General features: G+C 43.2%; 37 protein-coding genes and 1 pseudogene. 1 reads left to right on the plus strand and 37 read right to left on the minus strand.

Annotated elements, in window-relative coordinates; translation table 11 throughout:
- Positions 1-54: 54 nt before the first annotated feature.
- Entirely contained in the window at positions 55-219 is a 165-nt protein-coding gene (locus DBY86_RS13125; protein WP_003680610.1) for a hypothetical protein, read from the minus strand.
- Positions 220-508: 289 nt separating this feature from the next.
- On the opposite strand from DBY86_RS13125, the gene DBY86_RS10675 reads away from it, so the two are divergent.
- Positions 509-643: an ESPR domain-containing protein gene (locus tag DBY86_RS10675; RefSeq protein WP_107819960.1), complete on the plus strand. Its 135-nt coding sequence runs from the start codon at positions 509-511 to the stop codon at positions 641-643.
- Positions 644-1,038: 395 nt separating this feature from the next.
- Here DBY86_RS10675 and oxyR read toward each other — a convergent pair whose 3' ends face one another.
- From oxyR to DBY86_RS10865, 36 genes and pseudogenes are all read right to left on the minus strand, one after another.
- Positions 1,039-1,959, minus strand: a complete 921-nt coding sequence (gene oxyR, locus DBY86_RS10680) for a LysR family transcriptional regulator OxyR (RefSeq protein WP_003675922.1) — start codon at positions 1,957-1,959, stop codon at positions 1,039-1,041.
- A 3-nt stretch (positions 1,960-1,962) separates the two neighbouring features.
- Complete coding sequence (minE, locus tag DBY86_RS10685; protein WP_003675921.1) at positions 1,963-2,226, minus strand: cell division topological specificity factor MinE; 264 nt, start codon at positions 2,224-2,226, stop codon at positions 1,963-1,965.
- 3 nt (positions 2,227-2,229) lie between these two features.
- A complete protein-coding gene (minD, locus tag DBY86_RS10690; RefSeq protein WP_039854081.1) occupies positions 2,230-3,045 on the minus strand; it encodes a septum site-determining protein MinD in 816 nt (271 codons plus the stop codon).
- Positions 3,046-3,073: 28 nt separating this feature from the next.
- Positions 3,074-3,775 carry a septum site-determining protein MinC gene (minC, locus tag DBY86_RS10695; protein ID WP_465119551.1) on the minus strand — a complete coding sequence of 234 codons (702 nt, stop codon included), beginning with the start codon at positions 3,773-3,775 and terminating at the stop codon, positions 3,074-3,076.
- A 149-nt stretch (positions 3,776-3,924) separates the two neighbouring features.
- Entirely contained in the window at positions 3,925-4,293 is a 369-nt protein-coding gene (gene rplQ, locus DBY86_RS10700; protein ID WP_107819961.1) for a 50S ribosomal protein L17, read from the minus strand.
- A 23-nt stretch (positions 4,294-4,316) separates the two neighbouring features.
- Complete coding sequence (locus DBY86_RS10705; RefSeq protein WP_107819962.1) at positions 4,317-5,303, minus strand: DNA-directed RNA polymerase subunit alpha; 987 nt, start codon at positions 5,301-5,303, stop codon at positions 4,317-4,319.
- 25 nt (positions 5,304-5,328) lie between these two features.
- Positions 5,329-5,949 (minus strand): 30S ribosomal protein S4, encoded by a 621-nt coding sequence (gene rpsD / locus DBY86_RS10710; protein ID WP_107819963.1) that lies wholly within the window; start codon positions 5,947-5,949, stop codon positions 5,329-5,331.
- Positions 5,950-5,968: 19 nt separating this feature from the next.
- On the minus strand, positions 5,969-6,364 hold the full coding sequence (rpsK, locus tag DBY86_RS10715; RefSeq protein ID WP_002216249.1) for a 30S ribosomal protein S11: 396 nt from the start codon (positions 6,362-6,364) through the stop codon (positions 5,969-5,971).
- A gap of 19 nt (positions 6,365-6,383) precedes the next feature.
- Positions 6,384-6,746: a 30S ribosomal protein S13 gene (gene rpsM / locus DBY86_RS10720; protein WP_002215453.1), complete on the minus strand. Its 363-nt coding sequence runs from the start codon at positions 6,744-6,746 to the stop codon at positions 6,384-6,386.
- Between the two features lie 65 nt (positions 6,747-6,811).
- The gene (rpmJ, locus tag DBY86_RS10725) at positions 6,812-6,925 is read right to left on the minus strand and encodes a 50S ribosomal protein L36 (RefSeq protein ID WP_003697674.1); all 114 of its coding nucleotides are present in this window, start codon (positions 6,923-6,925) and stop codon (positions 6,812-6,814) included.
- A 20-nt stretch (positions 6,926-6,945) separates the two neighbouring features.
- A complete protein-coding gene (gene infA, locus DBY86_RS10730; protein ID WP_002215452.1) occupies positions 6,946-7,164 on the minus strand; it encodes a translation initiation factor IF-1 in 219 nt (72 codons plus the stop codon).
- Positions 7,165-7,168: 4 nt separating this feature from the next.
- Positions 7,169-8,478 (minus strand): annotated as a pseudogene (secY, locus tag DBY86_RS10735) (preprotein translocase subunit SecY).
- A gap of 11 nt (positions 8,479-8,489) precedes the next feature.
- Complete coding sequence (gene rplO, locus DBY86_RS10740) at positions 8,490-8,924, minus strand: 50S ribosomal protein L15 (protein ID WP_107819964.1); 435 nt, start codon at positions 8,922-8,924, stop codon at positions 8,490-8,492.
- Position 8,925: 1 nt separating this feature from the next.
- Positions 8,926-9,111, minus strand: a complete 186-nt coding sequence (gene rpmD / locus DBY86_RS10745; RefSeq protein WP_003684808.1) for a 50S ribosomal protein L30 — start codon at positions 9,109-9,111, stop codon at positions 8,926-8,928.
- Positions 9,104-9,622, minus strand: a complete 519-nt coding sequence (gene rpsE, locus DBY86_RS10750) for a 30S ribosomal protein S5 (protein ID WP_003684704.1) — start codon at positions 9,620-9,622, stop codon at positions 9,104-9,106. Before rpsE ends, rpmD begins: the two co-directional genes overlap by 8 nt.
- A 17-nt stretch (positions 9,623-9,639) precedes the next feature.
- Complete coding sequence (gene rplR, locus DBY86_RS10755; protein ID WP_003749287.1) at positions 9,640-9,993, minus strand: 50S ribosomal protein L18; 354 nt, start codon at positions 9,991-9,993, stop codon at positions 9,640-9,642.
- Positions 9,994-10,006: 13 nt separating this feature from the next.
- Entirely contained in the window at positions 10,007-10,540 is a 534-nt protein-coding gene (gene rplF, locus DBY86_RS10760) for a 50S ribosomal protein L6 (RefSeq protein ID WP_107819965.1), read from the minus strand.
- A gap of 13 nt (positions 10,541-10,553) precedes the next feature.
- Positions 10,554-10,946, minus strand: a complete 393-nt coding sequence (rpsH, locus tag DBY86_RS10765; protein ID WP_003749283.1) for a 30S ribosomal protein S8 — start codon at positions 10,944-10,946, stop codon at positions 10,554-10,556.
- 14 nt (positions 10,947-10,960) lie between these two features.
- The gene (gene rpsN, locus DBY86_RS10770; RefSeq protein WP_003684736.1) at positions 10,961-11,266 is read right to left on the minus strand and encodes a 30S ribosomal protein S14; all 306 of its coding nucleotides are present in this window, start codon (positions 11,264-11,266) and stop codon (positions 10,961-10,963) included.
- 2 nt (positions 11,267-11,268) lie between these two features.
- Entirely contained in the window at positions 11,269-11,808 is a 540-nt protein-coding gene (rplE, locus tag DBY86_RS10775) for a 50S ribosomal protein L5 (protein WP_003749807.1), read from the minus strand.
- Between the two features lie 9 nt (positions 11,809-11,817).
- Positions 11,818-12,141 (minus strand): 50S ribosomal protein L24, encoded by a 324-nt coding sequence (gene rplX, locus DBY86_RS10780; RefSeq protein WP_107819966.1) that lies wholly within the window; start codon positions 12,139-12,141, stop codon positions 11,818-11,820.
- A gap of 11 nt (positions 12,142-12,152) precedes the next feature.
- Positions 12,153-12,521, minus strand: a complete 369-nt coding sequence (gene rplN, locus DBY86_RS10785; RefSeq protein ID WP_003749804.1) for a 50S ribosomal protein L14 — start codon at positions 12,519-12,521, stop codon at positions 12,153-12,155.
- A gap of 221 nt (positions 12,522-12,742) precedes the next feature.
- Positions 12,743-13,006, minus strand: coding sequence for a 30S ribosomal protein S17 (gene rpsQ / locus DBY86_RS10790; protein WP_107819967.1), 264 nt, complete (start codon positions 13,004-13,006; stop codon positions 12,743-12,745).
- Complete coding sequence (gene rpmC, locus DBY86_RS10795) at positions 13,006-13,197, minus strand: 50S ribosomal protein L29 (protein WP_002215432.1); 192 nt, start codon at positions 13,195-13,197, stop codon at positions 13,006-13,008. Before rpmC ends, rpsQ begins: the two co-directional genes overlap by 1 nt.
- Positions 13,197-13,613: a 50S ribosomal protein L16 gene (rplP, locus tag DBY86_RS10800; protein ID WP_003749802.1), complete on the minus strand. Its 417-nt coding sequence runs from the start codon at positions 13,611-13,613 to the stop codon at positions 13,197-13,199. Before rplP ends, rpmC begins: the two co-directional genes overlap by 1 nt.
- Positions 13,597-14,289, minus strand: coding sequence for a 30S ribosomal protein S3 (gene rpsC / locus DBY86_RS10805; protein ID WP_003749800.1), 693 nt, complete (start codon positions 14,287-14,289; stop codon positions 13,597-13,599). The genes rplP and rpsC overlap by 17 nt, the downstream gene beginning before the upstream one ends.
- 9 nt (positions 14,290-14,298) lie before the next feature.
- Entirely contained in the window at positions 14,299-14,628 is a 330-nt protein-coding gene (gene rplV / locus DBY86_RS10810; protein WP_002215424.1) for a 50S ribosomal protein L22, read from the minus strand.
- Between the two features lie 8 nt (positions 14,629-14,636).
- Positions 14,637-14,915: a 30S ribosomal protein S19 gene (gene rpsS / locus DBY86_RS10815; RefSeq protein WP_002215422.1), complete on the minus strand. Its 279-nt coding sequence runs from the start codon at positions 14,913-14,915 to the stop codon at positions 14,637-14,639.
- 5 nt (positions 14,916-14,920) lie between these two features.
- A complete protein-coding gene (gene rplB, locus DBY86_RS10820) occupies positions 14,921-15,754 on the minus strand; it encodes a 50S ribosomal protein L2 (protein WP_003675876.1) in 834 nt (277 codons plus the stop codon).
- A gap of 5 nt (positions 15,755-15,759) precedes the next feature.
- Entirely contained in the window at positions 15,760-16,074 is a 315-nt protein-coding gene (gene rplW / locus DBY86_RS10825) for a 50S ribosomal protein L23 (protein ID WP_002231529.1), read from the minus strand.
- Positions 16,071-16,691, minus strand: coding sequence for a 50S ribosomal protein L4 (gene rplD, locus DBY86_RS10830; protein ID WP_002218573.1), 621 nt, complete (start codon positions 16,689-16,691; stop codon positions 16,071-16,073). The genes rplW and rplD overlap by 4 nt, the downstream gene beginning before the upstream one ends.
- Positions 16,691-17,335 (minus strand): 50S ribosomal protein L3, encoded by a 645-nt coding sequence (rplC, locus tag DBY86_RS10835; protein WP_107819968.1) that lies wholly within the window; start codon positions 17,333-17,335, stop codon positions 16,691-16,693. The genes rplD and rplC overlap by 1 nt, the downstream gene beginning before the upstream one ends.
- Positions 17,336-17,553: 218 nt before the next feature.
- Complete coding sequence (locus DBY86_RS10845) at positions 17,554-18,237, minus strand: GTPase (protein WP_107819970.1); 684 nt, start codon at positions 18,235-18,237, stop codon at positions 17,554-17,556.
- An 8-nt stretch (positions 18,238-18,245) separates the two neighbouring features.
- Positions 18,246-19,298: a GTPase family protein gene (locus tag DBY86_RS10850; protein ID WP_199901098.1), complete on the minus strand. Its 1,053-nt coding sequence runs from the start codon at positions 19,296-19,298 to the stop codon at positions 18,246-18,248.
- Between the two features lie 302 nt (positions 19,299-19,600).
- On the minus strand, positions 19,601-19,912 hold the full coding sequence (gene rpsJ / locus DBY86_RS10860; protein WP_002215394.1) for a 30S ribosomal protein S10: 312 nt from the start codon (positions 19,910-19,912) through the stop codon (positions 19,601-19,603).
- Positions 19,913-19,929: 17 nt separating this feature from the next.
- Positions 19,930-20,056, minus strand: a 127-nt coding sequence (locus DBY86_RS10865; RefSeq protein ID WP_455519154.1) for an EF-Tu C-terminal domain-related protein, incomplete at its 5' end; no start/stop codon positions are given.

Here is a 20,056-nt window from a genome sequence, read left to right on the forward strand (position 1 = left end):
CTGTCTGAAACTTAAATTTCAGACGGCATTTTTCTTTTTCTCAATCCATCAAATTCAATCAAACCAAACCATCTGACTTTTATCCACGCTGATGCGGATTTCCTGTTCGATTTGCAGTTTGTCCGTATCGTAGTCGGCGTAGAAACACCCAATCAAATTGCCGTATTGCGGATAGGCGGAGATGAAACGCGTACCTTCGGCGGAGGATGACAGCTTCACTAATGCAGGCAACCGCCGGATACGGTGCGTTTTACAACGCCGAAACCACGCCGGCAAAAAGGTTCGCACCTGTAATCCGTTAATCTTGATGATTAAAAAATCTTTATAGCCGAATTACCCGACATATCAACGCATATATCATTAAAAATTAACTTCCCCCACTGACACAGCCTCCAAAATTTACATAAAATAACCCCCCCGCATAATTCCATCTACATAAACCTATATTTTTCAAATATAATATTACGTTTTTCATGACAACTCATTAATCTCTACAAGGATTTTAACGATGAATAAGACTTTCAAGGTCATCTGGAATCATTCAACCCAAACATGGACGGCGGTCAGCGAGCTTGCCGGTACGAGGAAAAAAAGCAAATCCATCAAATTGACGGCCATCTCTGCCGCCCTGCTCATGGCATGAGGTACAGCTCAAGCCGCCACACATACGGCTGCGGACAGCCTGATTGCCATATCGGATAATTTGGCGGCAGGTATAACGGCAAACTGATTTGGAAAGCGCAAGCCAACCTCAACAGCCGTGCAGATGTAGGCGTAGGCATGGCTTACCTCTGGTAACCTGTTTAGCCTTACACAAAGCCCTTCGGATTTCCGAAGGGCTTTTTTCAGATAAAACATTTGCACAATTGCAACATCAAGAAACCTTACAATATACAGCCCGAGACCTTTGCAAAATTCCCCAAAATCCCCTAAATTCCCACCAAGACATTTAGGGGATTTTGGGGAATTTTGCAAAGGTCTCAGTCTAAAAGAATAAAACAATGCCGTCTGAAATCTTCAGACGGCATTGTTTTTGAATTACCCTCTAAGGAACGTTACACCGCTCAACCTCGATTGCATAATCGCCGTTTTCATTGCAGACAATGCTTTCGGACGAACAAAGTTACGACGGTATGCCAACACGACCCGACGGCTCGGTGCAGTACCCTCAAAAGGAATAATACTGAAAAGCATATGGTCGTTTTCAGTCAATGCAGTTGCCGGTAATACACTGATTGCCAGACCGCTTGCAACCATATGGCGAATCGTGTTAATCGAACTGCCCTGCAATGTATTGGTCAAACCCTGTATGCGTTGTTTGGCAGCCAACTCGGAGCAACTTGACAACACTTGATCCCGCATACAATTCCCTTCCGTAAGCAACAAAACCTGTTCTTCGCCCAGCATTTTAGATGACACAGCATCAAGCTCTTCAAACGGATGCCCCTTGGGAACAATGACGAAGAACGGTTCGTCATACAACGGTTCGGTAACGATACCCGGTTCCTGAAACGGCTCTGCTACGATAATTGCGTCAACATCTCCACGCTTAAGAGATTCAGTCAACGTATGCGTATAGTTCTCCTCCAACATCAGAGGCATCTTAGGTGCAGTACGACGCAGAGAAACAATCAACTTTGGTAACAGGTAGGGAGCAACTGTGAAAATTAATCCAAGTTTGAATGCCCCCTCCAGCTCATTCTGCTCTTCATTTGCCAAATGCCTTATAAGCTCTGCCTCCTCAAGCACTTTACGTGCCTGAGCAACAATGCGTTCCCCTGCCTCCGTCGTAATAATATCATTACTACTCCGGTCAAACAGGGAAACAGCAAGCTCCTCTTCCAGCTTCTTAATAGCAATGGATAAAGTGGGCTGACTGACAAAACAACGCCGTGCAGCGCGACCGAAATGACGTTCCTGAGCAACTGCGACGATGTACCGTAATTCGGTCAAGGTCATGAACTATACCTTTTTCTGTTCAGGTAATGTAATGTTCAATTCCAGAACATCGACACCATCCTGCTTCTCTTGAGAAATACGGATATTATCCAAGGAAACATTCACATACTTAGACAAAACTTCCATCAATTCTTTACGCAAAGTCGGCAAATAATCGGGAGCCTGACCTTCTTGAGCACGCTCTTGGGCAATGATAATTTGAAGACGATCTCGTGCGACAGTTGCCGTTTTCTGCTTTCTACCAAATAAAAGATCAATTAATGACATACGTTAACCTCCAAACAGACGTTTGAAGAAGCCTTTTTTCTCAACTTCTAAGAAACGCATTTCACGATTTTCACCCAATAGACGGGCAATTACGTCCTTATAAGCTTCAGAAGCAACCACGCTGTCTTGATGAATAACAGGCTCACCTGAGTTAGAGGCCTGCAAAACGTTTTGCGATTCCGGAATCACACCAATCAAGGGAATACGCAAAATGTCACAAATATCCTGTACTGAAAGCATTTCACCTTTAGCTACACGTTCAGGAGAGTAACGAGTAATCAACAAATGCTCCTTAACCGAACCACCTTGCTCTGCCTTACGTGATTTACTTTGTAGAATACCTAAAATCCTGTCAGAGTCCCGAACACTGGAAACCTCCGGATTGGTCGTTACGATGGCTTCATCGGCAAAATACAATGCCATCAATGCACCTTGCTCAATACCGGCAGGAGAATCACAAATAATATATTCGAAACCCATTTTCTTACTACCCAACTCTTTCATGACCTTCTCTACACCCTCACGTGTCAAAGCATCTTTATCCCGAGTTTGGGAAGCAGGCAGAATAAACAAATTTTCACAGTTTTTATCTTTAATCAATGCCTGATTAAGTGTCGCCTCACCTTGAATGACATTAATGAGGTCATAAACGACACGCCGCTCACAGCCCATAATTAAGTCAAGATTACGTAAGCCAACATCAAAATCAATCACCGCAGTTTTGTATCCGCGCAATGCCAAACCTGTTGCAATACTGGCACTGGTAGTCGTTTTACCAACACCACCCTTACCAGAAGTTACTACAATAATTTTTGCCACAATATTTCCTTTTTCAAATATCAAACAATTACTCTGAATCAATTGCACTGATAACCAAACGATTATCCTGCAACAATATCTGTACCGGCTGTTTATGCAAATGATCCGGCAAATCTTGTTCAAAATTGCGGTAAATACCAGCTATGGAAACTAATTCTGCCTGCATAGAATGAATAAATATACGGGCGGAAGTATCACCTTTTGCACCAGCTAAGGCCCGACCCCTCATTGGGGCATAAATATGTATATTACCGTCTGCAATCAACTCTGCACCTTGACTGACAGTACCGGTTACAATTAAATCTCCGTCTTCAGCATAAACCTGTTGGCCAGTACGGACAGAGGTTGTAACCAATACCGTTTTCCTCGTTTTCAGCTCGTCGGAAGTTTCTTGCGCCTCAATCTGATCCTGTTCTCTAATATTTTCTAGATGAGATGAACAGAAAAGCAAATGATACTTCGCTGCCACGGCAGCCCATCGCTCATCAAGATGTTTAAGACCTAAAATCTGCATACCATGTCTCGAAAAAAGCGAAACCAATGCAGCAAGATCTAAAGACTCAGGATAATCAAACTCCTGAAGATCCAAGACAAAAGGAACGACACCAGATTCCTGGAATTTCTTCCCTAATTTGACTAAAACATTTTCCAAATCAAGCAAATCTGATGTATGTAAGCAAATAGATAATACATCTATCTTTGTCGATTTTATATCGAAGGCATTAATCATAGATAAAACTATAGAATTTTTTAATGATGTAAGTTTACCGCGCAAACCTTAGCTATTCAATTAATATTTACTCAATAAATCATTAACCTTCAAATATTATGTAAAAATAACGCCATCTATTTCTAATAGATGGCGTTATATGCTTAAAATTACTCAGCCACTGGTTTATCAACTAATTCAACCAAAGCCAAGGGGGCATTATCGCCCTTACGGAACCCATATTTCAATACTCGAACATAACCACCATTACGAGCAGAGAAACGAGGACCCAAATCACCAAACAATTTCACTACAACATCACGATCACGAGTTCGGTCAAATGCCAAACGATGATTAGCCAAAGATGGTTTCTTACCCAATGTAATCAATGGTTCAACCACACGGCGCAATTCCTTGGCCTTAGGCAGAGTTGTTACAATCGTTTCGTGAGTCAATAATGAATTCGCCATATTACGCAGCATTGCAGCACGATGACTGCTGGTACGGTTTAATTTGCGATTGCCATTACGATGACGCATATCAATTATCCTTTAATTCTTCATTAAGGCTTTTCCAAGCCTACAGGTGGCCATGCTTCCAACTTAGAACCCAGTGTCAAACCTTTAGATGCCAATACTTCCTTAATCTCATTCAAAGATTTACGTCCCAAATTCGGCGTTTTAAGAAGCTCGGTTTCAGTGCGTTGAATCAAATCGCCAATATAATAAATATCCTCAGCTTTCAAACAATTAGCTGAACGTACTGTCAATTCCAGATCATCCACCGGACGCAAAAGAACAGGGTCGATAGGAGGTGCTTTTTCTTCAACCTCCTCCACAGGCGTACCCTGCAAATCAGCAAAAATAGACATCTGATCAATCAAAATACGTGCCGCACTGCGTACAGCTTCCTCAGGATCAATAGAACCGTCGGTTTCGATATCCAAAACCAACTTATCAAGATCCGTCCGCTGCTCTACACGTGCAGGTTCAACCTCAAAGCTAACACGGCTGATGGGCGAAAAGCTCGCATCCAACTGGATTGCACCAATCTGACGGTTCTCATCACGAACTACCTGACGACCTGAAACAGATTGATAACCACGACCTTGCTCTACTTTAATTTCCATCTCAATTTGACCGTTATCAGCCAAATGACAAATGACATGACCAGGATTCAGAATTTCTACATCATGCGGCAACTCAATATCACCGGCAGATACGACACCTGAACCTGATTTCTTCAACATAAGTTGAACTTGGCTACGACCATGGAGCTTAAATACAATACCTTTAATATTCAGCAAAATGTCAACAACATCTTCCTGAACACCATCAACAGTAGAATATTCGTGTAATACACCGGCAATAGCCACTTCAGTAGGAGCAAAACCATTCATGGATGACAGTAAGATACGGCGCAAAGCATTACCTAAGGTATGACCGAAACCACGTTCAAATGGCTGCATAGATACTTTTGCACGAGTTGCAGAAAAAGTATTTACATCAATTTGACGAGGTTTCAAAAATTCGGTTGTGCTATTCTGCATTTAACTGTCCCTCACTGAGCTAGCATTATTTAGAGTAGAACTCTACCACCAGCTGTTCATTAATATCACCGGTCAATTCCGAGCGATCCGGCATGTTTTTGAACACACCCTCAAGTTTATCTGCATCTACAGAAACCCAACCCGGCAAGCCGATTTGAGTTGCCAAACCCAATGCTTCTTGAATACGTGCCTGTTTTTTGGCTTTTTCACGAACTGAGACAACATCACCAGCTTTCACTTGGAAAGAAGGAATATTGACAACTTGTCCATTTACAGCTATCGCCTTATGAGAAACAAGCTGTCTTGCTTCAGCTCGGGTAGAACCGAAACCCATACGATAAACGACATTATCCAAACGAGATTCCAGCAATTGCAACAGCAACTCGCCAGTAGAACCTTTACGACGATCAGCTTCTGCGAAATAACGACGGAACTGACGTTCTAATACGCCATAAATACGGCGGATTTTTTGTTTTTCACGCAACTGCAAACCATAGTCTGACAAACGCGGTTTTTTTGCACCATGCTGACCGGGAGCGGAATCAATTTTACATTTAGAATCCAAAGAGCGGCGCGCACTCTTCAAAAACAAATCCGTACCTTCGCGACGTGCCAACTTACATTTAGGGCCAATATAACGTGCCATGTTTCAAATCACTCCAATATTAAATACGACGTTTTTTAGGCGGACGGCAACCGTTATGAGGCAACGGGGTAACGTCAGTAATGCTGGTAATCTTGAAACCAAGAGCATTCAAAGCACGTACAGAGGATTCGCGACCAGGACCTGGACCTTTAATACGAACCTCTAAATTTTTAACGCCATACTCTTGGGCAACTTTACCAGCTGCTTCTGCTGCAACTTGTGCTGCAAATGGTGTACTTTTACGAGAACCTTTAAAACCAGCGCCGCCAGAGGTAGCCCAAGACAACGCATTGCCTTGACGGTCAGTGATTGTAATGATGGTATTGTTGAAAGATGCATGAACGTGCACAATACCCTCACTCACGGTTTTACGTACTTTTTTACGTACACGTGAAGCTGTGTTTGCTTTAGCCATTAATAAAATTCCTTAAAATTTATTTCTTACCAGCAATCGCTTTACGCGGACCTTTGCGAGTACGCGCATTTGTACGAGTGCGTTGACCGCGGCATGGTAAGCCGCGACGATGACGGAAGCCACGATAGCAGCCCATGTCCATCAATCGCTTGATACTCATAGTTACTTCACGACGCAAATCACCTTCTACTTCATACTTGGCAACTTGGTCACGCAAAGCATCTAATTGAGTCTCGTCCAAATCTTTTGCTTTAGTATCAGGCGCAATATTTGCAGCCTCACAAATCAATTTAGCACGAGTAGCACCAATACCGTAAATAGCCTGAAGACCAATTACGATGTGTGCGTTATTAGGGATATTTACCCCTGCAATACGAGCCATATTTTTTCCTTTTTAGGGCAAAGTGTGTCACTATATCACAGAATCACATTAAAAGAAATATTCTATTAACCTTGACGCTGTTTGTGACGGGGATCAGTACAAATTACACGAACTACACGATTTCGACGAATAATCTTGCAATTTCGGCAAATTTTCTTAACAGATGGTTGTACACGCATTTTATTTTCCTTTTATTGGTTTATCTTGCTCTGAAAACGATTCGAGCCCTAGTTAAATCATAAGGTGTCAGCTCTACTGTGACCTTATCTCCCGGAGAAATACGAATGTAATGCATCCGCATCTTCCCAGAAATATGACCCAATACAATATGGTCATTCTCAAGTTTTACTTTAAATGTTGCATTAGGTAAAGTTTCAAGAATTTCACCTTGCATTTGAATAGTATCTTCTTTCGCCATAATTCTATTTCCGAGAAAATGATTTCATTTTGAACGAGTCATTAACTTATCATACTGTTGAGTAAGCCTATACGAATTTATTTGTGTACTAAAATCCATCGTTACAACAACTAGAATCAACAAAGACGTACCACCCAAATAAAAAGGTACATTTAAGACCGTAGTTAAGAACTCTGGAATTAAACAAATAGTTGTAATATAAAGAGCTCCAAACAATGTCAAACGTAATACAACTTTTTCTAAATACCTAGAGGTCTGCTCACCAGGTCTAATTCCAGGAACAAAAGCACCACTCTTTTTTAAATTCTCTGCCATTTCTTTAGGGCTAAAAACCAAAGCCGTATAAAAATAACAAAAGAAAATAACTGTCGCTGCAAATAAAGCCATATACAGCAATTGACCGTGTTGTAACAATCCAGCTATTTTGTGCAAAACACTATTTGTATCAGCCGAACCAAACCAACCTAAAAGAGTAGATGGAAATAGAATAATACTGGAAGCAAAAATTGGGGGAATAACACCAGCCATATTCAACTTGAAAGGCATATGCGTATTTTGAGTCCCCACCCTACCATTAAACTGGCGTTTTGCATAATGAATAGGAATCTTCCGCTGTGCACTTTCAAAGTATACAACCAAATAAATTAATAATAAGGCACCAAATACAATAAGCAACGCCGTAAGCATGCTCATAGAACCTTGGTTCGTCAGTGTAACCAGCTTTACAATACCCGAAGGAATACCTGAAGCAATACCTGCCGTAATAATTAAAGAAATACCGTTCCCGATACCCCTTTCAGTAATTTGCTCCCCAAGCCACATAAGAAACATGGTTCCCGTTACCAAAGAAACTACCGTGGAAACATGAAACTCAAATGAACTTGTTACAACAACTCCTTGCTGAAATACGAAAGATGCAACACCTAGACTTTGAAGAATTGCTAACAAAACAGTACCATACCTAGTATATTTCGTAATTACCTTTCTACCAGACTCCCCTTCTTTTTTTAAAGCCTTCAATGATGGCAAAATTTCAGAAGCGAGCTGTACAATAATAGAAGCTGAAATATATGGCATGATTCCTATTGCAAATATACTAAAGCGCTCTAACGACCCACCGGAAAACATATTCAACATTCCCAGGATGCCGTTTCCAGCGCTTTCGTATAATTTAGCTAAAGCAACAGCATCAACTCCAGGTACGGGTATATGGGCACCAATTCGAAAAACAATCAATGCTCCAAATAGAAACAAAAGACGTTTCTTAAGATCTCCAAACTTGGATAAACCTGATGACGTTTGTTGATTAGCCACAATATTAAACCTTACATTTCAATCTTACCACCAGCAGCCTCGATAGCAGCTCTCGCACCTTTGGTAACTTTAATACCCCTCAAAGCAACTGCCTTAGAAATTTCACCAGAAGCAATAACTTTAACATTAGAGACTGTAGATGCAATCAGACCTGCTTGCTTTAAGACCAAAATATCAATCTCATTAACAGCAATTGATTCCAGTTCACTTAAACGAAGCTGTGCATTAGCTGATGCTGTTAAAGATTTAAAACCTCTTTTAGGGAGGCGTCGTTGCAAGGGCATTTGACCACCCTCGAAACCCACCTTATGAAACCCACCAGACCGGCTCTTTTGACCTTTATGACCACGACCACCTGTCTTACCCAGGCCACTACCAATACCACGGCCTACACGACGACTAGCGTGAGTAGCACCCTCAGCAGGTTGAATAGTATTCAAAAACATATTAAGACTCCACTTTCAACAAGTAGCTGATTTTATTGATCATACCACGGTTTTCAGGGGTATCCAAAACCTCTACTGTATGCTCACGGCGACGCAAACCTAAGCCACGAGCACAAGCACGATGAGATTCAATTGTACCAATCAGGCTCTTAACCAATGTAACTTTAATCTTTTTTTGCTCAGTCATGGTTAGCTCCCAAAATATCTTCTACTGTCAAACCACGTTTAGCAGCAATATCAGCAGGGGTATACAGTTTAGACAAACCGTCCAATGTAGCACGTACAATATTGTAAGGGTTAGTAGAACCATGCACTTTGGCTGAGATATTATGGATACCCATAGCATCAAATACTAAACGCATTGGACCACCAGCTTTTACACCGCTACCTTCTTTAGCAGGTTGCATAAATACTTTAGTAGCGCCATGACGACCAATAACTTCATGATGAATCGTACCATTTTTCAAAGGTACTTTAATCATAGAGCGGCGTGCTTGATCCATTGCTTTTTGAACAGCAACTGGCACTTCTTTTGATTTACCCTTACCCATACCGATGCGACCATCGCCATCACCAACAACAGTCAGTGCAGAGAAAGCCATAATACGGCCACCTTTAACTACTTTAGTCACGCGATTAACTGCGACCATCTTTTCAATCAGGCCGTCACCGCGTTCTTCAATTTCATGTTTTGCCATCTGAAAGTCTCCAAATATTAGAAGCTTAAACCATTTTCACGTGCAGCTTCAGCCAAAGCTTTCACACGACCGTGATATTGGAAACCTGAACGGTCAAAAGCAACTTTTTCAACACCTACTGCTTTAGCTTTTTCAGCAATACGCTTACCAACTACAGCTGCTGCTTCAACGTTGCTACCTGATTTCAGGCTACTACGTACTTCAGCTTCCAATGTAGAGGCTTGAGCCAATACTTTATCACCTTCAGCACTAATTACTTGAGCATAAATATGATTATTGCTGCGGAACACACATAATCTTACCATTTTCAAGTCCGCAATACGCGCACGGGTTTTGCGTGCACGACGGAGTCGGGTTGTATGTTTATCCATTAGTGAACCTCAATTATTTTTTCTTGGCTTCTTTCATCACTACTACTTCACCTACATAACGAACACCTTTGCCTTTATAAGGCTCAGGAGAACGGAATGCACGAATTTCAGCAGCGACTTGGCCAACCACTTGTTTATCTGCACCAGTCAAAACGATTTCTGTTTGGCTAGGAGTTTGAACAGAAACACCTTCAGGCATTTCATATACGATTGGATGAGAGAAACCCAAAGATAAGTTCAAAACTTTGCCTTGCGCTTGGGCACGATAACCCACACCAATCAATTGAAGTCTTTTCTCAAAACCTTCAGAAACACCCTTAACCATGTTATTAACCAATGCACGAGCAGTACCAGACATAGCATTAGCCTGTTTACTGTCATTTTTTGCAGCAAAAGTCAATTTACCATCGTTTAGTTCAATAGCAACATCGGAATGCAAAGGAAAGGACAGTTCGCCATGTTTACCTTTGATTACCAATGCATCTGTTCCGAATTTTACTTCTACACCAGCAGGAACAGTCACTGGGTTTTTTGCGACGCGTGACATTTACATTTCTCCACTAGGCTACGATGCACAACAACTCACCACCAACACCCTCAGAACGGGCTTTGCGATCAGTCATCACACCTTTAGAAGTACTAACAATAGCGACACCCAAGCCATTCATTACGCTAGGGATCTCGCTTGATGCTTTGTAAATACGCAAACCAGGACGTGAAACACGTTTAATTTGCTCAATCACAGGGCGACCTGCATAGTATTTCAATTGAATTTCCAATACCGGTTTTGCATCAGCAGAAACCGTAAAATCCTCGATATAGCCTTCATCTTTCAGAACTTTTGCAATTGCACATTTCAATTTTGAAGAAGGCATGGCAACAGTTGCTTTATTAGCACGTTGCGCATTGCGAATACGAGTCAACATATCGGAAATAGGATCATGCATACTCATTATTTATACTCCTATTACCAGCTAGCTTTAACAACACCAGGAATCTCGCCACGCATAGCGATTTCACGGATTTTAATACGACCCAAACCAAATTTACGGAAAGTGCCACGAGGACGACCTGTTAAAGCACAACGACGACGTTGACGTACAGGTGCTGCATTACGCGGAATGGATTGAAATTTCAAACGTGCTTCAAAGCGTTCTTCTTCAGTCGCATTAGCATCATTAATAACAGCGAAAATTGCCTCACGTTTAGCTGCAAACTTTTTCGCCAATGCTTGACGTTTCAGCTCACGATTAATAAGTGCTTTCTTAGCCATAATTATCCTTTAAACGGAAACTTGAACAGTGACAACAAAGCTTTCGCTTCTTCATCAGTTTTTGCAGTAGTTGTAATAGTAATATTCAAACCACGCAAAGCATCAATTTTATCGTACTCAATTTCCGGAAAAATGATTTGTTCGCGAACACCCATATTGTAATTACCACGACCATCAAATGACTTACCGCTTACACCACGAAAATCTCGAACACGAGGCAATGCAATAGTAATCAAACGGTCCAAAAATTCAAACATTTGATCACGGCGCAAAGTAACTTTACAACCGACAGGGTAGTTGTCACGAATTTTAAAACCAGCAATAGATTTACGGGCTACAGTTACAACAGGTTTCTGACCGGCAATTTTTTCCAAATCAGACACAGCGTGTTCCATTACTTTCTTATCAGCAACCGCTTCGCCAACACCCATATTTAAAGTAATCTTTTCAATACGGGGCACTTCCATAACCGATTTGTAACCAAACTGTTTAACCAACTCAGGAACAACAGTACTTTTATAAAACTCTCTCAAACGAGCCATGTTATCTCCTTATGCTCCAATGATAGAGCCATTAGATTTGAAGAAACGAACGCGCTTAATTTTGCCTTCAGTTTCAATCAATTTAATACCAACACGGTCTGCTTTGTTTGTCTCGGGATTAAGAATTGCAACATTAGAAATATCCAAAGGCATTTCTTTTACAATAATACCACCCTCAACTCCGCGCATTGGATTCGGCTTCTGATGACGCTTAACAACATTTACACCAGAAACAATTACCTTACCACCAAGTACACGGATGACCTGACCCCGCTTACCCTTGTCTTTACCTGCGATAACAACAACTTGATCGCCTTTAACAATCTTATTCATTCCACCACCCCTTACAATACTTCAGGAGCCAATGAAACGATTTTCATAAATCGCTCAGTACGCAGCTCACGAGTTACAGGACCAAAAATACGAGTACCCAGAGGTTCGAGCTTATTATTTAACAACACAGCAGCATTGTTATCAAACTTAATCAAAGCCCCATCAGGACGACGAACACCTTTTGCAGTACGAACAACAACAGCATTGTAAACATCGCCCTTCTTGACACGACCACGCGGAGCCGCATCTTTAATTGCAACTTTAATAATATCGCCAACCGAAGCATAGCGACGCTTAGACCCACCCAATACCTTGATACACATTACTCTACGCGCACCAGAGTTATCAGCCACATCTAAGATGGTCTGCATTTGAATCATGTTATTACCTTTAAATTAACCAACTTAATTTACCACTTTCAGATAACTTACAGCAAAGCCGCTGCTTATTAAATGAAACCTTACGGTTCAAGTAAACCAGTCTTGGACCCCGAAAGGGAAGAAACTTCCAGAAGAAACTGAAAGACAGGAAACGAAGTTTACACGCAAATTAAATTTGCTGCAATACTTCGTTTCCCATTTCAAGCACGTTGCTTTAATTCTTAAACAGAACGTGCTTTCTCAACCAGCTCACTGACAATCCAAGATTTAGTTTTTGATAATGGACGGGATTCCGATATAACAACTACATCACCAATTCCATATTGATTATTTTCATCATGGGCATGGATTTTAGTAGATAATCGAATAATCTTACCATACAGCGGATGTTTTACTTTACGCTCAACCAATACTGTTACGGTTTTATCCATTTTGTCGCTTACTACTTTGCCTTGCAAAGTACGAACATTTTTAGTTTCGCTCATTACTTAGCACCTTTTTCAGTTAAAACGGTTTTAATACGAGCAATATCGCGACGTACACGTTTCAATTCACTTGGTTTGCCTAATTGACCAGTAGCGTTTTGCATACGTAAGCCAAACTGAGCTTTCAACAAGTCCAACAAATCTGCATTCAACTGCTCAACGGATTTGTCTTTCAATTCATTTGCTTTCATTATTGACCCACCTGTCTTACTACAAAGGTTGTAGGAATAGGCAATTTGGCAGCAGCCAACTCGAATGCTTCACGAGCCAGTTCCTCTGGAACGCCATCCATTTCATACAACACTTTACCTGGTTTAATTTCGGCAATGTAATATTCCACGTTACCTTTACCGCCACCCATACGAACTTGAATAGGCTTTTCAGTAATCGGTTTATCAGGGAATACACGAATCCAAATACGACCACCACGTTTGATGTGACGGGTCATTGTACGACGAGCAGCTTCGATTTGACGGGCAGTCAAACGACCACGACCTACGGCTTTCAAGCCGAACTCACCGAAACTTACCTTATTACCGCGAGTAGCGATGCCGGTATTACGACCCTTTTGTTGCTTACGGTATTTCAGTCTAGTTGGCTGCAGCATTACGTCTACCTGCCTTTCTTTGTTTACTCTCATGTTCAGGTTTGGAAGATTTAATATTGCCTTCCGTATAAACCCAAACTTTCAGACCCAATACACCATATGTGGTGTGCGCTTCGCTGGTTGCATAATCTACATTTGCACGTAAAGTATGCAGTGGCACGCGACCTTCACGATACCATTCGCTACGGGCAATATCCGCACCATTCAGACGGCCTGAAGTCATAATCTTAATGCCTTTAGCACCAGAACGCATTGCATTTTGCATTGCTCGTTTCATAGCACGACGGAATTGAACGCGTTTTTCCAACTGCTGGGCAATTCCGTCAGCAATAATTTGAGCATCCAACTCAGGACGGCGGATCTCTTCAATATTTACATGAACAGGCACACCCATCAAGGCTTGCAAGTCACGTTTCAAAACTTCGATATCCTCACCTTTTTTACCGATAACCACACCCGGACGAGCGGAGTGAATGGTAATGCGTGCAGATTTAGCAGGACGCTCGATCACTACGCGACCAACTGAAGCATTAGCCAATTTTTGACGCAAATAATTGCGAACATCGATATCCTGCTTCAAAACAGTAGAAAAGTCGGTGCTTTTAGCAAACCATTTTGAAGCCCAGTCTTTAGTTACCGCCAGGCGAAAGCCTGTAGGGTTAATCTTTTGTCCCATAGCTTTTCCTTAGTTACCCACTGTCACATTGATATGACAAGTTTGTTTTTCGATGCGGTTACCGCGACCTTTGGCACGAGCTTGAAAACGTTTCAAGCTTGGGCCTTTGTCAACAAAGATAGTTACCACTTTCAGTTCATCAATGTCCGCACCGTTATTGTGCTCGGCATTAGCAATAGCTGACTCCAATACTTTTTTGATCAGCTCAGCACCTTTTTTAGGACTGAAAGCCAAAATATTCAAAGCTTGGGCAACGTCTTTACCACGAATCAAATCAGCTACCAAACGAGCCTTTTGAGCAGAGATACGGGCATTTTTATGTTGTGCATTTACTCTCATGATTCACCTTATTTCTTTTTAGCCTTTTTATCGGCCAGGTGGCCTTTAAAGGTACGGGTCAATGAGAATTCACCTAATTTATGACCAACCATGTTATCGCTGATAAACACAGGCACATGAGTGCGGCCGTTGTGTACAGCAATGGTCAGACCGATAAAATCAGGCAGAATGGTAGAACGACGAGACCAGGTTTTAATCGGGCGCTTGTCGTTGCTTGCACGAGCAGCATCTACTTTTTTCAGCAAATGCAGGTCTACATATGGGCCTTTTTTCAATGAACGAGCCATACTAATTAACCTTTATTTGAGTAACGACGACGAACAATCATGTTATCCGTGCGTTTGTTATTACGAGTGCGGTAGCCTTTAGCAGGAGTACCCCATGGGCTAACCGGTTCGCGAGCTTCACCGGTACGACCTTCACCACCACCGTGCGGGTGATCGACAGGATTCATGACAACACCACGAACGGTCGGACGAATACCGCGCCAACGATTGGCACCGGCTTTACCGATTTTCTTCAGGCTTTGCTCTTCGTTACCGACTTCACCGATGGTTGCACGGCAATTTACGTTGATTTTACGAACTTCGCCAGAGCGCAGACGGACTTGAGCGTACGCGCCTTCTTTAGCCAGCAATACCGCAGAAGCACCGGCAGAACGTGCAATTTGTGCACCTTTACCAGGCTTCATTTCAATACAGTGGATAGTCGTACCAACCGGAATGTTGCGGATCGGCAGGGTGTTACCTACTTTGATGGCAGCTTCAGCACCGGAAACCAATACAGCACCGGCTTGAATACCGCGAGGAGCGATGATGTAGCGACGTTCGCCGTCTGCATAGCACAACAGTGCAATAAAGGCAGTACGGTTAGGATCGTATTCGATACGCTCTACTTTTGCAGGGATACCGTCTTTGTTACGTTTAAAGTCTACAACACGGTAATGGTGTTTATGACCGCCGCCTTTATGACGAGTGGTGATATGACCATTATGGTTACGACCGGCAGTAGAATTTTTCTTTTCGAGCAAAGGTGCATAAGGCGCACCTTTGTGCAAACCTTCTGTTACCACGCGAACCATGCCGCGACGGCCTGCAGAGGTCGGCTTCATTTTAACGATTGCCATTTTGTTTATTCCTTATCTGCAGCTGCAGCAGCGGCTTCCAAATCCAACTCTTGACCGGCAGCCAAGCTTACATAAGCTTTTTTAACATCGCTGCGGCGGCCCAAAGTACGACCAAAACGCTTAGTTTTGCCTTTAGTTGTAACGGTAGTTACAGAAGCAACTTGAACACCAAACAGCAGCTCAACAGCAGCTTTGATTTCAGGTTTAGTTGCATTTGCCAAGACTTTAAACGTCATTTGGTTGCGTTTTTCAGCCAATACGTTGCTTTTTTCAGAAACGATAGGTGCCAAAATCACTTGAGTCAAACGTTGTTGATTCATACCCATTGCTCCTCTAATTGTGCAACTGCATCTTTAGTGATGATTACTTTTTTGTAACGCAGCAAGCTGTAAGGATCAACTTGTTGAGCTTCCAAAACCAACACGTTTGGCAAGTTGCGTGAAGCCAAGTAAACATTCTCGTCGAGCTGTTTGGTTACAAACAACACTTGCTCCAGACCAAGATTTTTCACTTGTTCAGCAAAAACTTTGGTTTTAGGAGTTTCAGCAGTCAACGCCTCAATCGCAAACAAACGCTCGTCACGAGCCAATTGGGACAGAATAGTCGCCATACCGGCACGGTACATTTTACGGTTTACTTTTTGAGTGAAGTTTTCGTCAGGTTTGTTCGGGAACGCACGACCGCCTTTACGCCACAGCGGAGAAGAAGTCATACCAGAACGGGCACGGCCGGTACCTTTTTGACGCCATGGTTTTTTGGTTGAGTGTTTTACTTCGGCACGGGTTTTTTGAGCGCGGTTACCAGAGCGGGCGTTTGCCAAGTAGGCATTTACCAGCTGATGAACCAACGCTTCATTGTATTCGCGGGCGAACAAAGCATCAGAAACAGACAGGCTGCCTGAAACTTGTCCTTTAGCGTCAATTACTTTCAATTCCATTACGCACCTACTTTCACGCTAGGACGAACTACAACATCGCTGTTGACCGCACCCGGAACAGCACCCTTAACCAACAGCAGTTGGCGTTCTGCATCAACACGGACAACTTCCAATTTTTGAACAGTTGCTTTGATGTTGCCGTATTGGCCGGCCATGCGCTTACCAGGGAACACGCGACCCGGGTCTTGCGCCATACCGATAGAACCTGGAACGCGGTGAGAACGGGAGTTACCGTGGGAAGTACGTTGGGCACCGAAGTTATGACGTTTGATCGTACCGGAGAAACCTTTACCTTTAGAGGTGCCGGTTACATCGACCAGTTGACCGACTTCAAACATAGAAACGGTGATTTCGTCACCGGCTTTCAATTCAGCCAGTTTTTCTTCAGTCAAAGCAAACTCGACCAAACCGCGACCGGCTTCAACACCTGCTTTTGCAAAGTGCCCGGCTTCGGCTTTGTTGACACGATTGGCTTTTTTCTGACCAAAGGTAACTTGAACGGCAGTATAGCCGTCAGTATCTTTGGATTTTACTTGTGTAACGCGGTTGGCAGACATATCCAAAACGGTTACCGGAACAGAAACACCCTGTTCGTCGAACACGCGGGTCATACCAACTTTGCGTCCAACCAGACCTAAAGTCATGATTATTTTCCTTTTAAAGTAAAGGGACAGGCTACGATTGGCCTGTCTTTCAGACAAAGTTAAACTTGGCACAAATGTACCAAGCTCGGCATTATATCCGACAAGTCAAAGAAATATCAACAGAAATATCAGAAATATCTTCAATATGCCGCCTGAAACGTTTTGAATCTTCAGACGGCATAGGGCTGGATGCTTTTAAAGGGGTCGGTATCCGACCATCACGGCGTATGCATCTTTCTCCGACAAACCGGGATATGGTTGATGACTGCATCCATTATTTCTTTGAGATGGTAGTTTTCGTATGCCGAATAGTAAACGGGTTTGGAAATCTGCAAACCTGTCGCTTCCAGAATCCTTTTTTGCACCGATTCGGCCTTCTCGTCTAGAAACTGTTGCAAAGCCGGCTGCGGCTGATGCAGCACCTTATCCCAATAACGTCCTTTCATCGCCATATCCGCCTGATTAATCGCAACAATAACCCTATCCGGATCAATCATTTTAAGGATAACGTCCCTCAATAAATCATAAGCCGTACCCAAATCGCGGGAGCTGCCGTCAAGGATAACGAACACCAAATCTATCCAGCCCCACTGCCCATCCGAATGAGTATAGGTTTTAGACAGGACATCAATCAGTTTTTGCCGATGGGTGCGGTCAGCTTCTTTCCCATCGCCTAAACCTGCGCTGTCCCAAAATCGCAACACATCGTTCAGCATATAGCTTTCGACCAATTGCGTTTCAGGATCCACGCCTGTACCTACCTTGGCTTTTTGTTCGCCAAACAAGGCATTTAAGGTTGAGGACTTGCCGACACCTGTCGCACCGACAAGCAAGACATCCAGAGGACGGAAACCGGCTGCTGTGACTTTTTGCCCGATTTCAGAAATACGGTAACGATGCATATATGCCCCTACCAGCCAAACCAAGAGGCAACCGTGCTAATCCCCCTTCCAATCGCTTTTGCAGCGCCGCCGATCAGCGTCCCGACACTGCTCGCTATCGTTGAAACAACATCTTTAACCACGCCTCCCGCAGCCCCCAATATTTTCTCCAGCGCACTGCCGATACTGCTGTCGATTTCTTGCCGCTCCTCCTGTTTGCGGCGGCTGGTATCTCGTTCGATTTCTTCCACATTGATCTTCTCTGCCACAATCACCCGTTTTTCAGACGGCATAGCAGTAATGATATAACGCAACAGGCGGGTTATGTTATAGGGACGCTGCTCCTCATCCTCACTCTTAAAGCCTGCTGAAAAATAAATCGGATTGACCGTAACTCCGGTAGCTTCCTGAATGCGCTTGCGCGTCGAACACACTTTCTCCTCCAAAAAGTTTTCCAAGGCGGCGTTCGGACGGCCGGCTTCTGCATCCCAATTCCGCCCCTTCATCGCCATATCACACTGATTAATCGCAACCAGCAACCGGTCTGTACGGCCTTCCCCGCTCTTCTTCAATGTATTGATGATGACATTGTTAATCAGTTCGTATGATGTCCCCAAGTCTCTGGAACCGCCGTCAAGCAGCACCAAAACCAAGTCGATGACGGCATTGCCGTTACTGTCTTTCTCCAACAGCTTATTGATGATATTTCGCCGGTGCCGTTGGTCTGCCTTCTCTCCGTCGCCCAAACCCGGACTATCCCAAATCGTCATATTCTCCAATTCATATTTGGCAATATCCATAGTTTCAGGATCTACACCCACGCCTACTTTTGCGACCTCCTTTACCGGACCGTCGCTCTTTCCCGTTGCCTGATCTATGCTGAACAAGGCATTGATGGTGGATGATTTTCCGCAACCGGTGACTCCGGTAATCAAAATATTGACGTGCGTATCCTGCAAGATCTTAACCGCCCGCTCCAAATCATGCCGTTCTTCCGAATTCAATTCTTTGTTGTTTAAAATATCTTTAAAGACATTAAGTAGGCTCATCATCTTTCCTTTATTTACTTGAGAATAAAACATCATCCATCCTTGGAATCAGATGGATGATTCTGCCCAAACCAAGCCCGATTCTACCTTTCTTCGGGGGGGGGCAAGCCTTAGGAAGGCTATGAATGAAACATATCTTGTTTTATTCACTAAAAAATATCGGGTAATGCCGTATGAAAATTTTTGAAGCACAAAAATAAGCCGGTTCCGCCGGCCTCACTGTTTTTTTGATTTTGTCGTTTTGCCTTAAACCTGTTTGCCGCCGCATATTTTCAGACGGCATAACATAAAAAATCCCCAAGCATTGATTGCTTGGGGATTTTCAATAGTCCGAATTATTGGACTTTGATTTCTACATCAACACCGGCCGGCAAATCCAGCTTCATCAGCGCATCGGTAGTTTTATCGGTCCAATCCACGATGTCCATCAGGCGCAAGTGGGTGCGGATTTCCAATTGTTCACGGGAAGTCTTGTTCACGTGCGGAGAACGCAAAATGTTGAAACGCTCGATTTTGGTCGGCAAAGGAATCGGGCCTTTTACAACGGCACCGGTACGTTTTGCAGTTTCAACGATTTCTTGTGCAGAACGGTCAATCAGGGCGTAATCATAAGCTTTCAGGCGGATACGGATTTTTTGGTTTGCCATTTATCAATATCCTTCAATTAAGCGATAACAGAAGAAACCACGCCGGCACCCACGGTACGGCCGCCTTCGCGAATCGCAAAGCGCAGGCCTTCTTCCATAGCGATAGGCGCAATCAGTTCTACGGTGATGGTTACGTTCTCACCC

It is taken from the genome of Neisseria bergeri (genome assembly GCA_003044455.1).
Classification (GTDB): Bacteria; Pseudomonadota; Gammaproteobacteria; order Burkholderiales; family Neisseriaceae; genus Neisseria; species Neisseria bergeri.